Raw genomic sequence first — 12,122 nt, 5'->3', positions numbered from 1 at the left:
TATAAATTTAAGATAAAATTTGTAAAAATTTTCTATTAAATTTTATGAAAATCTATACTTAAAATATGTAAACATTTTAGGAATAGGATGTTATGAAAGCCATATGGAAAGGAGATATCTCATTTGGGTTGGTTACTATCCCGGTGCAAATTATACCGGTTGAGGAAAAAAAAGATTTACATTTTCATTTATTAGATGCACGCGATAAGTCGCGTATTCGTTACAAACGTGTTAATAGCAATACGGATAAAGAAGTTCCTTGGGAACAAATTGTAAAAGGTTATGAATTCGATAAAGGAAGTTACATTATTGTTGATGAAAAAGCCTTTGAAGAAGCAAGTCCTGAAGTTTATAAATCGATTGATATAGAAGAGTTTATTGAATTAGATGAAATAGACAATTTATACTTTGATAAACCTTATTACATTGTCCCTGATTCTAAAAATCAAAAAGCCTATGTTTTATTAAGAGAAGCATTAAAAAAAACCAAAAAAGTGGGTGTGGCAAAGGTAATGATTCGTACTAAAGAGTATTTGTCTTTAGTCATGCCTCATGAGAATGCACTCGTACTCAATCTTATTCGATTTCAACAGGAAATTCGCAAAGAAGACGATTTAAAAGTCCCGACAGAATCGCTTACCTCCTATAAAATTTCAGAGCGGGAAATGAAAATGGCCGTTGATTTGATTAAAGATATGACTGCCCCGTGGGAGCCTGAAAAATATCATGATGATTATCAGGACGCTTTAGCAAAATGGCTTGAGAAGAAAACAGAAGAAGCCGAAAAAGAAATGGGTAAAGGCGCCAAAACGAGGGTTCGAAAACCGGATGATGTTGTCGATTTCATTAGTCTGTTGAAAAAGAGTATGGGAAAGGACAAAAAAAGTAAAAAAACATTGCCTAAAAAGGACTCTGCAAAAGCCCAGAAAAAAGCGTAAATGATTAGTCTTGAAGAAATTTAATAATAATAAAAAATATCTTCAATTTTTCTTGCTATAGTTAAAAATAAAAATTGGAGTTTCCCATGTGCCGTTTTGTCGCCTACCTAGGACATGAAGCTTTATTGGATGATATATTGGTTAAACCTGTTAACTCCATTGTGATGCAAAGTTTACATGCACGGGAAACTGTTGTGCCCACTAATGGAGATGGTTTTGGCTTGGGATGGTATACCCCATCCATTAGTCTTGAACCTGCCCTCTTTACTTCAATTTCGCCAGCCTGGAATGATAGAAATTTATTGAATTTGACTGCCAAGATTAAATCCCCTTGCTTTTTTGCTCATGTAAGAGCTGCTGGTGCTGGAGGAGTCACAAATTTCAATTGTCATCCATTTATCCATGGACGATGGATGCTCATGCATAATGGTGATATTGCAGATTTCATTGTGGTTAAACGTCATATCCGCCATTTACTCGATGATGATATTTATCACTGGATTCAAGGCGAAACAGATTCAGAACACATATTCGCATTATTTTTGCAATTGGCTAAGGGAAAAGATTTAAGTGAATTGTCGGTAGTTGCTGATATTCTAGAAGAAACGTTCGCCCAAATTAATGAATTAATTAAATATTTTGGGGCAAGTGATGCGTCTTATTTTAATGTCTGTTTGACAGATGGGGAGCGGTTAATTGCTAGCCGCTATACTACCCATAAAAAAGCCAAGCCTGAGTCCTTGCATTATTTTGTGGGGAGCTGTTTTGCAACCTTCAATCATTGTGTCGATGTTTCTTCACAGCCTGAACATGTTCATCAGTGCTGTCTGATTGCCTCTGAAAGACTTACGGATTTTAATACGGATTGGCAGGACGTGCCTGCCAATCATTTGTTGTTAGTTGATAGAGAGCAGAATATTCAGTTACGGCCATTACGTAAGAAATATTAAGGATGATATGAATTTTCGTCAGTGATAGCGTCAGGTGTATTTTTTCTGGCTATACCCCGAATAGTATTATATTTTTCAAAAATTTTAGGATTAAACTGACCTAGACGAGATAGGACTATTTCATCTAATTCCACAAGCAGTGAGTTTTTTAGTTCTACATTACTAATTTGACGCAAAAAAACAACTAAATTGTCTAAGGAACTATAAGGAAAATGAAACGCTCTACGCTCTTGGAACGCCTGAATCATTTCATCAACTAAATTACTGAACTCGACAATCTTTAAGTGATAGAAAGATTGCAACTTCTTTTCATTGACACTTAATTTCATAACAAATATGCCTTTAAAAAAAGCATATCGTATTGTTTTGGTCGATAAAGAGCAAGCATTTACAGTGTGAAGCATTATTTAACATATGTCGGTTGCGGCGCTTGGCCACCTATTGATATGAGTCACGGAATCGCAACAGAAATTTTCCTGGATACCTCGGACAAGCCGAGGTACGTAGGGTGGGGACCCTATCAGAGGTGCGAAGAGTGAAACTGTCAGTGGTGCGAAGAGTGAAACTGTCAGTGGTGCGAAGAGTGAAACTGTCAGTGGTGCGAAGAGTGAAACTGTCAGAGATATGTGGGGGTCGACTTGTCCGCGGTACATAGGGGGCCATCAGGATACGTTGTATGGTTTATCAGAGCTACGTAGAGTGGGGTCATCGCAACAACCTCTCTACCTGCCTCGGCTTGTCCGAGGCATCCAGTAGAGGTGATTTGCTATACTTGAGAAAAGACATAATTTCAATTAAGGGAGTAATTACGATGGATATTAGAATTGCTGGAAATTCTGATTTAAAAAAACAAGTAAACAAAATTTTTAAAAAGGGCAAGAAATTAACAAATAATCTCTATGAAGAAACTCGTGATACAGTAACCGATGTTGGCGATAATATTAAGGAATATTCAAATGTGGCCATAGAAAAGGTCCATGACAGACCATTGGCAACAACCCTGTTAATTGGGGGAATAAGCTTAATTATCCTGGCTGCATTTGTGCGTCGATAACTGAGTTTTTAAAAAATAAAAATCAGGTTTCATTTTTCATTTCGTAAAACTCTTGCCACTCAAAATCGATGTAGTCTTCAAGAAGTTTTTTGATTTCGGTTTCTGCGCCCTTTTTAGTAGGGTATTCAGTATGAAATTTTTGAGGGGAAGTTGAATTGCGATTATCCGTTGCACGAACTACGTATCCATCCGCTTTGTATAAATTAGGGGCCGCATCCGACGAGTCCACCTGATAAATTACTTTAAAACCCTTATACGTATACTGATTCATGTTATCTCCATTGCTGAGTCTTAGATATCCTTAGAGCCTCAAGATTATTAACGTCTTTTTTAATTAATATAGTCCATTCAGAACAAAGCAAGGAAAGTATTTACAAAAAAACATTAAATTTATTTAAAAATTAATTTAAATTCATTAGGTTGTTTTTAGGTTTGTGAAAAATAATATGTTTTAAAGGGATATTTTTAAAAAAAATCAATTAGTTAGCAGGATCATTTGAAAAAATGATAACTGTTTTCTATTCTTTTAGGGATTCATCATCAAATAAAAGATTTTAATTTTGGATATAGTCAGTTTATTAAGGATAGACCATGATAAAAATCACTCGCGATGAATTTTTAGCGTTTGCTTTGATACCGGATATTTCAAATGCGAAGGAAATTCATTGGTTTAAATCAAATGTGATGGCCGATAAATTAGGAATAATTATTCAAATTAATTCTAATCATAAATACGATTATCTTATTTATCAAAAAGATAAGACTGAAGATTATATTCTCTATCCCAATGAGCAAGATTTTTCTTCGAAAGATTATGACGATATTTATCATGAATTAGAGAAGAGAATGGTCTAGAAACTTTCCGTCATGGTATTCCTTAAAAAGACCTCAAATTCCTCTGAAGCGAGTGGTTTGCAAAAATAATAACCTTGCCCTTCTGTGCATTCATGGGTTTCTAGAAATTTGATTTGCTCGCTCGATTCTACACCTTCGGCGACAATTTCGAGATCAAGACTTCGAGCTATGGCAATAATTGCCTGAATAATGACTTCATCCACTTTATTGTAATGAATATTATTTATATACGTTCTATCGATTTTGATTCTATCGATGGGAAAAATTTTAAGATGATTCAGAAGCATATAGCCTGAACCGAAATCATCCAAAGCCAGATGAATACCGAGTTTTTTTAGATCGTTAAAAATTGCCGTTGCTTCCAGACTGGTTAAAATTACATTTTCCGTAATTTCTATCTCAAGAAATTCAGGGCTAAGCTCTGTTTCTGTCAATATTCTGCGAATGACTTGACCAAACTCAGGATGTTTAAGCTGCTTGGTTGCCACATTAACGGCAACACGAATTTTAGGAAGACTAAGTTTTTGCCATTGTTTATTTTGCTTGCAAGCTTCTTGCAAAACCCATTCACCAATAGGAAGAATTAATCCTGTTTCCTCAGCCATAGGGATAAAATTGATGGGTAGCAGAATACCTTTTTTAGGATGTCGCCAACGAATTAACGCCTCGGCGGATACTAATTTTCTGGTTTTAAAATCGAGCTGTGGCTGATAGCACAAAAAGAACTCTTTTTTTTCAAGAGCCTGATACAATTCGGCCTCCATTTCCATACGAGCCACACTTTTTTTACCCAGGCTATAGGTATAAAACTGAAATTGATTGCCACCCTGCTCTTTGGCCCGATACATGGCTATATCTGCATTACGTAGTAACTCATCGATAGTTTCACCATCTCGGGGAAAAGTAGCAATGCCGATGCTTGGAGTTATCCAAATTTGATGAGAGTTAACCTCAAATGGGGTATGAAATACATCAAGTAATTTTTTAGCAATTTTCGCAACATTGGTTTCATCATGTGATTTTAACAAGGCTACAAATTCGTCTCCCCCGAGTCTTGCCAGCGTGTCTTCCTCTCGCATGACTTGACGAATTCGTTGAACAACGTCTTGTAATAACTTGTCCCCCGCGATATGGCTGAAACTGTCATTAATTAACTTAAAACGATCTAAATCAAAAAATAGCACGCAAAACATCGAGTTATTGCGTTTCGAGTAAGAAATTAATTGTGACAGTCTGTCGGTCAGTAGCACTCTATTGGGCAGTTGCGTTAATGAATCATGAGTCGCTTGATGATGCAGTTGCTCTTCTAATAAAGCGCGTTTGGTAATATCGCGAAAACACCAAATACGTCCAGAGATTGTGTCATGTAACTTGTAGGGCTGTGTATAAATTTCAAGAATGCGACGATCTTTGCATTTTAAAGTCATCGTTTTGCTGTTCTTTTTTGAGTTTGCTAATTTACTGGTAAATTTCAGGAAAACATCTGGGGTTTCAATTTTTTCGGCAAGGTATTCAAGAATATGTTGTGCTTCCTGTTCAACCAGAGCTGCTTTGGAAATTTGAAACATTTTCATCAAATTTTCATTGTAATCAATAACTTGATTTTGATTGTTCACCACTAAAATACCGTCAGCCGAAGACTCAAGAGTTCCTCTGGTGACAGACAAAGATTCTTGCAAAGATTGAGTCCTTTCTTTAACTTGTGTTTCTAATAATTGTGTGTAGGCACGTGATTCCTGCAAGAGCTGCCATTTTTTACTCAAGGCACAAGACAATTGTCTGACAGCGATGCTATCAAAAGGTTTTTTAAGAATAAGCAAATTTTCTCGTTGACCTAAGTGCTGAATTGTTTCTTCCCAGGTATAGTCTGAGTAGGCGGTACAAAGAACGATTTGAATATTCGGATCCAGTTCCCAAATTTTTCGAGCTGTCTCGACACCATCCCAGCCCGGAGGCATACGAATATCGACAAAGGCCAATGCATAAGGGTCATTGTCTTCCAAACCTTCGGCGATTTTAGCAACGCCTTCTCGACCCTGCATTGCCGTAATTAGACGAAACGTGGGTAGTTCAGAACTACGTTTTTTACCGAAGATTTGATGCTCAAAATTGGCTAACTCATTATCCTCAAGCGTATTTTTAGTGGTTAGTATCTTGATGAAATCTGAATGAATGGCAGGATTGTCATCAATAATGAGAATTTTTACGCTTCTCGAAGTTGTTGTCGCCATGCAAATATCTCCGTTCTACCTGCGTTGAGGGTAGTGTCAAAATAAATTCTGCTCCATAACCGAAACCCTTGCTGTCCATTTGTAAGTTACCGCCTAATTCTTTAGCAGCAAGAGCGCTTGTATGTAAACCGAACCCATGACCATAAGATTTGGTGGTAAAGCCGAAGCTAAAGATTTTATCGCGATCTTCTTCTTTAATGCCTGTTCCATTGTCTTGTATCTTAATGGTGAGATTATTTGCCTCAGGGTACTCTGCGACTGTAAGGCGTATGATTTTATTAATAGCTTCATCAGATGCACTTAAGGCGTCAATAGCATTTTGAATGAGATTGATGAGTATTTGTAGCAATTTGGCTTTATCCGTTACGACAAAAATGCTTTCTTTGCTATCGTAGTGTATTTGGACTGCTTGCTTATCCAAAGCACTTTTACACATCTCAATGGCATTGATAATGATTTCATTGACTGACAATTGTTCGAAGACACCGGAAACGCCACAAAGCGATTTTTGCATGGCAACCACATCTTTAATATGGGCAATTTGATTGCGTAAACAAAGCATCTCTTTTCCAATGGTTTCGTGCTCTTGATTGATTTTTCTTATCAATGCAAGTAGATAATCAGGTAAGAGTTTTCCTTTAGCATCCTCAGTAAGATAGGACGTTAAAGTGCCTTTATGCTCTTTAAACATTAAAGAAACAGTCCTTAAATCTTGTAAATAAGATGGATTGGAATGTTCTTTTATCATATCTAGCGATACATTGGCGCTATTAAGCACATTACCAATGTTATGTAAGATGGATGTAGCAAGATCAGCCATGCCTGCTCTTCTTGCAATACTGACTAGCTGCGAGTTAAGTCTGCAATTTTCCAAGTAACTCTCATATTGCTTATACGCAGCAGTAGTACGCGCAATTAACTCCTGTGGGGAAAAAGGTTTTACGAGATAGTCATCCGCTCCAACGTTAAGACCAGTGACGACCGCTTCATCTCCGGCTTTGGCAGTAATTAAAATAATTGGAATGTTGCAGGTTTCCTTGTGCGCTTTAAGTGCTCTTGTTAATTGATAGCCATCCATGATAGGCATCATAATATCGGATAAGATAACTTGAGGATTGTGTTGACGCACAGCTTCAAGCGCTGCTTTACCGTTATCAACAGTAACTACGTTGAATTTGTCTTTCAATAAAGAGACGATATAGGTACGGATATCAGGATTGTCATCAGCAAGAATCAAAAGAGGCAGTTGTCTGTTTTCTGACAGGAAATCATCCGGCGTATTGTTTTCAAAACTGCTGGTAGCAAGGCCTGCTTTGAAGTTTTCAAATGTAGAATCTGTTGTGAAATTCGCCTGCTTTTCTGGATAGTCCGAGCGATTCGCAAGTTGAACAGGTAAGTTGATAATAAATGTTGTACCCTTACCGATTTCACTATCCACAGAAATACTTCCCTGCATCATTTCTACAAACTGCTTAACAACAGTTAAGCCTATTCCGGTACCTTCGTAAGCACGAGTGCTTGAAGAGTCAACTTGATGAAAACGATCGAAAATATAGGGAATTTGCTCTTTGGGAATTCCGGGGCCGCTATCACTGACGCGTAAACACATAGCTTCATTTTGTTGCTTTAATTCAACGGTAATGAATCCTTGAGCAGGCGTAAATTTAAGCGCATTAGAAATTAAATTTAAAAGAGTTTTCTCAAGCATGCTTTTATCAAGAAGCACGGCTTTGTTTTTTCCTTTCGTCTGAAATGTTAAGTGGATATGTCGTTCTTTTGCCAAATCTTGAGCATCGTCTATTAGTTGAGAGAGAAATTTTTTCAAATCAATCGGTTCTTCACGAAGTTGAAATTTTTCTGCTTCAAGTTTTGAAAAATCAAGAATATTGTTAACTTGGGTGAACAGTCTCGCAGCATTTCTTTGAATTCTTTCTAAATTCTGCAAGACATCCTGAGGGAGCGCCAAATCATTATTTTCTAAAATAGTTTTCAGTGGCGCTAAAATCAAAGTCAAAGGTGTTCGCAGCTCATGACTCACATTTGCAATGAAATCAGATTTCAGCTGATCAAGTTCCATTAATCGTGTATTTTTCTCTCTGACATCCACTAAGGAGCGGCGAGCAGTATCAAGAACAAAATTAACCAGCATGGTAAGTTTTTGCATACTTTCATTTTCAGTATCAATTTTGATTGTAAAATCAAACTCACCTTTAACAGCCAAGCAAAGCTGATTCGCCATTTCTTCAATATTTTTTTGGATCTCATGTAATGCTGGATGCTGCATATTAATTCCTCAGCTCTGTCCATTGAATGTGGATTTCACATTCGTCATTTCCTAATTTTAGACATTTTTTTTCCTCTATACTTGCTTCGTCATGATAATAGTCAACTACCCAGCGGGCTAAAGCTTTGTACAAACCGCATAATCTATTAGGGGAGCGATAGTGGGTAATCAGCTGATTGGGTAATTTTTCTAATCTAAATTTTTCATTAATTGCCTGCCGCGTTTCTGCATCCGCCATACTTGTCGCAAAACAATTATGAATAGTGGGTTGTATAGATAGGAACTCATAAGAGTTTGGGGACATATTAAACCAAGTGGGGAAGCGATGGACGACATCCTTACCAAAGTAGTTAGCATAATGCGCCTCTACTTCTTCAGGACTTAGGCGCAATAAAGTTTGAGCTGCCAGAAATAGCCGTTGCCACTCCTCATCTGAATATATATTATTAATTTGAAAAGATTTATCTACAGGTACGTTTGCTAGTTTCTTAAGCTCTATCATACCTTCCTCACCTTTTAAATCTTGAACCATGCTAAGTAGAATTTTTTGAATGAGTCCAATCATTATTATCCTTTGTATCAACATTCCATATTAAGTATAAATGTATCTTAAACATTTTTTTCTAAAAGCAAAGACTGCGTGTGGATATAGATTTATATAAACGATTGATTAGTAATAATTTTTTACAATGTGGTTTTTGTTGCTATATTTATTATTTGGATGGTCAAACCTACAGGTTAACGATATATTGATATTCTTATTATTTGGTAACAATCTTTATGGAATTTTTATTCAATTTATTAATCATTGTCGCAGATCAATTCATGCTTTTTGTTATCAATATGTTGGTAGCAAGACATGCTGGTGAGGTTTTATTTGGTGATTTTACTGTTGCAACGAATGCGCTTTTTTTAATTGCTACAATCATTACATTTGGTATCGACTCAATCATTGGTTATTATGTCCCCAAACTGTATGTTAGGAAACAATACAAGGAAATTATTGCTTTAACATTCTCAGTAAAAGATTTTCTTAAACCCATCTATTTGACATTGCTTGTAGGCGGATTGCTTTTAAGTCTTTCCCTAATTGCCTTAAGCTCTGCAATAAAAAATTTACAGATCTTTGAAATTAGTCATCCTCTGAGCCTTTTTCTTTGGGGGGCGGTGGGAATTTCAATCTATAGCATCTATTTACAGTTTTTCCGGGCTGTCGATTATATGCGCACCGCTGTAAGCCTAAGTTTAATGCAAACAGTATTATATTTTTTACTAAGTTTATTTACTTATTTTTACCTCTATCCTGTTTTATTTCATGATAACCCCAGCTATTTCCCTCATGTAATGCTAATTGGTTTTATCTTAAGCTATCTATTTTTTGTAGGTGTGGCATTTATTATTCAGCAAAGGACCAAACTTCAAGTATTTTTAAATCCTGAAACTGAGCCCAGTGATACAGTGGATGTCTGGAAAGAAAAAATGTACGGCTATACAGTACAGAATTTAAACAAATATGTCTTTACAGCTATCCCATTATTGGTCATCGAATGGCTGGGACATACAGAACATGCAACAGGGTTATTTTCGGCTGTTACTTCGATTATTTCTTTGGCATTTATAGCCATTGGTCCTATTGGTATTTTGATTGGCCCGGATATTTCTGCCGGGTTTGCGCAAAGTAAAGAAAAATTGTTAAAAATAATGAAAAAATACCTCCTTATTTGCTTTGGTATTGCTTGTATTATTGCCTTGCTTATTGGGCTTTTTGCCAAAAATATTTTGCTGCTTTATCAATCAAATTTTATTGATGCCCTGCCTTATACTTATATCTGTTTAATAAATATTTTCACTTATGCGATATCCATGCCTTTGTATAAAATGATCCAATATTCACAAGAAGGTAGTCGAGTAGGAGCAAAGTTAACCCTATATCTTTTACTCTTGCAGATTATCGCTTGTTTGATCCTAATTCCCTGGCTGAATCTCATTGGGGCAATTATTTGTTATGTAGGAATCAATATCGTTTACAATGTGTCCATGGTGTTTATGGCTATCCGAATTTACCGGCAGAATCAGTTTGGGCGGGAGGTAGTCATTAAATAACAAAGATATTGGCTTGCCCAGCGTCTGCCTTAAACAATTAGGCGTGCGCTTGTGCTAGAAGCTCTTTAGCATGAGAGCGCGTTTGCTCTGTAATGGTCAAACCTCCTAGCATGCGTGCTATTTCATTAATCTTTTCTTGATTATCTAACGCGACAATACGCGAATAAGTTTGCTGATTATCGCTATGTTTTTCGACGATATAGTGTTGATGCGCACAGGATGCTACCTGGGGTTGATGAGTCACACAAAAAACCTGTAAGCGTTCACCGAGCTTACGCAATAACTGCCCTACCAAGGCTGCGGTAGCGCCACCAATACCTACATCAACTTCATCAAAAAGCAAAGTAGGCGTTGAACCACGTTGAGCAGTAATCATTTGAATAGCCAGGCTTATTCTTGAAAGCTCACCACCAGAAGCAATTTTCGCCATGCTATCTGGAGCCATCCCGGGATTAGTGCATACATTGTATTCGACCTTATCTAAACCATGGGCCTGCATTTTTTCAAGAGGAGTAATTTCAATACTAATGTAACCTTTGGGCATGCCTAATTGTTGAATGGTTGTTGTTATTTCTGCGGCCAATTTTTTGGCAGCGGTTTCACGCGAGCTGCGTAATTTGAGGGCTGCACGCTCAAAGGCTTTCAATTGCTCTTGATAATCCTTTTCAAGGGTAGCGCTACGATTCTCAGCATCCTCTAGTTGTTCTAACTGTGTTTGTAGGTGAACTAAATGGTCGGCTAAATTGTTAACATCAACATGGTATTTGCGACTCATTTGGTGAAGCATGCTCATACGCGTTTCAACATCTTTTAAACGCTCAGGGTCTAATTGCACCTGTTCTGAGAATTGTTTAACTTCGTCAAGTGTTTCTTCGCATTGAATTAGGGCGCTATTGATAAGTTCACAACTATTTTTAATCGCAGAGTTTTCCTGCGGCAACTCTTGTAATAATTGCAGAATCTGATTAAGACCCTGGCAAATATTAGATTCATCATCGGCATTTAATAAATGAACAATGCGTTGCGTATTTTGTAAATAATCACAAGCATGATGAAGTAATTGATGTTCCTCATGCAGGCTTTGCATTTCTTTCCCTTGTAAATTAAGTGCCGCTAATTCTTCAATTTGAAATTTCAACAAAACGATTTTATCGTTATCATTACTTCGATTATTCAGTGCATCCAATTCTTGTTTAATTTTTTGGCATTTTTTATATAACTGTTGAACTTCATCAAGCAGTGCAAAATGACCTGCATAACGGTCGAGTTGTTCGCGATGAGTTGTATGCTGCAACAGAGTTTGATGTTGATGTTGTCCGTGAATATGAACGAGCATCTCACTTAACTCTTTCACTTTCTGCAAGGGAAAGGGGTGGCCATTAATATAAGATTTTGAACGACCTTCAGCATAAAAAACTCGTCTTAAAATAACATTGCCATCCTCTGTGTCCAGGTCATTTTCACGAAGCCATTTGGCGGGAGGGGAGTCATGTTCGATGTGGAAACTGGCATTAATGTCGCACTTTTCTTCACCAGCACGAACAACGGATGCATCGGCACGATCACCCAAAGCGAGCATCAGAGCGTCAATCATAATGGATTTCCCAGCGCCGGTTTCGCCTGTAAATGCAGTCATACCGGCAGATAAATCAAGTTCCAATTTTTTAACAATGGCGAAATTTTCGATACGCAAGGTTGTAAGCATGA

11 protein-coding genes are annotated in these 12,122 nt (G+C 37.1%); 5 read left to right on the top strand and 6 right to left on the bottom strand.

Features of this window, described 5'->3' with window-relative positions:
* Positions 1–92: 92 nt before the first annotated feature.
* Both ku and LHA_RS14270 read left to right on the top strand, forming a co-directional pair.
* A complete protein-coding gene (gene ku, locus LHA_RS14275; RefSeq protein WP_045107138.1) occupies positions 93–938 on the top strand; it encodes a non-homologous end joining protein Ku in 846 nt (281 codons plus the stop codon).
* An 86-nt stretch (positions 939–1,024) separates the two neighbouring features.
* Complete coding sequence (locus LHA_RS14270) at positions 1,025–1,888, top strand: class II glutamine amidotransferase (RefSeq protein WP_045107137.1); 864 nt, start codon at positions 1,025–1,027, stop codon at positions 1,886–1,888.
* On the opposite strand, the gene LHA_RS14265 is transcribed toward LHA_RS14270, so the two are convergent.
* Positions 1,885–2,217, bottom strand: coding sequence for a hypothetical protein (locus tag LHA_RS14265; RefSeq protein WP_045107136.1), 333 nt, complete (start codon positions 2,215–2,217; stop codon positions 1,885–1,887). The genes LHA_RS14270 and LHA_RS14265 overlap by 4 nt on opposite strands.
* 482 nt (positions 2,218–2,699) lie before the next feature.
* Between LHA_RS14265 and LHA_RS14260 the strand changes: the two genes are divergently transcribed.
* The gene (locus tag LHA_RS14260) at positions 2,700–2,942 is read left to right on the top strand and encodes a hypothetical protein (RefSeq protein WP_045107135.1); all 243 of its coding nucleotides are present in this window, start codon (positions 2,700–2,702) and stop codon (positions 2,940–2,942) included.
* Between the two features lie 22 nt (positions 2,943–2,964).
* Here LHA_RS14260 and LHA_RS14255 read toward each other — a convergent pair whose 3' ends face one another.
* Positions 2,965–3,213 carry a hypothetical protein gene (locus LHA_RS14255; protein WP_045107134.1) on the bottom strand — a complete coding sequence of 83 codons (249 nt, stop codon included), beginning with the start codon at positions 3,211–3,213 and terminating at the stop codon, positions 2,965–2,967.
* A 320-nt stretch (positions 3,214–3,533) separates the two neighbouring features.
* On the opposite strand from LHA_RS14255, the gene LHA_RS14250 reads away from it, so the two are divergent.
* A complete protein-coding gene (locus LHA_RS14250) occupies positions 3,534–3,797 on the top strand; it encodes a hypothetical protein (RefSeq protein WP_045107133.1) in 264 nt (87 codons plus the stop codon).
* Here LHA_RS14250 and LHA_RS14245 read toward each other — a convergent pair.
* The 3 genes from LHA_RS14245 to LHA_RS16245 are packed head-to-tail and all read right to left on the bottom strand — an operon-like array spanning position 3,794 to position 8,877.
* The gene (locus LHA_RS14245) at positions 3,794–6,028 is read right to left on the bottom strand and encodes a GGDEF/EAL-containing response regulator (RefSeq protein ID WP_045107132.1); all 2,235 of its coding nucleotides are present in this window, start codon (positions 6,026–6,028) and stop codon (positions 3,794–3,796) included. The genes LHA_RS14250 and LHA_RS14245 overlap by 4 nt on opposite strands.
* The gene (locus LHA_RS14240; RefSeq protein WP_052673737.1) at positions 5,985–8,312 is read right to left on the bottom strand and encodes an ATP-binding protein; all 2,328 of its coding nucleotides are present in this window, start codon (positions 8,310–8,312) and stop codon (positions 5,985–5,987) included. Before LHA_RS14240 ends, LHA_RS14245 begins: the two co-directional genes overlap by 44 nt.
* A 1-nt stretch (position 8,313) precedes the next feature.
* Entirely contained in the window at positions 8,314–8,877 is a 564-nt protein-coding gene (locus tag LHA_RS16245) for a heme NO-binding domain-containing protein (protein WP_052673736.1), read from the bottom strand.
* Between the two features lie 215 nt (positions 8,878–9,092).
* On the opposite strand from LHA_RS16245, the gene LHA_RS14230 reads away from it, so the two are divergent.
* On the top strand, positions 9,093–10,415 hold the full coding sequence (locus tag LHA_RS14230) for a lipopolysaccharide biosynthesis protein (protein ID WP_045107131.1): 1,323 nt from the start codon (positions 9,093–9,095) through the stop codon (positions 10,413–10,415).
* 37 nt (positions 10,416–10,452) lie between these two features.
* Here LHA_RS14230 and recN read toward each other — a convergent pair whose 3' ends face one another.
* Complete coding sequence (recN, locus tag LHA_RS14225) at positions 10,453–12,120, bottom strand: DNA repair protein RecN (RefSeq protein ID WP_045107130.1); 1,668 nt, start codon at positions 12,118–12,120, stop codon at positions 10,453–10,455.
* Between the last annotated feature and the right edge of the window lie 2 nt (positions 12,121–12,122).

It is taken from the genome of Legionella hackeliae, assembly GCF_000953655.1.
Classification (GTDB): Bacteria; Pseudomonadota; Gammaproteobacteria; order Legionellales; family Legionellaceae; genus Tatlockia; species Tatlockia hackeliae.
The sequence above is the reverse complement of the archived record's forward strand: the minus strand, read 5'-3'. Positions and strand labels throughout refer to the sequence as shown.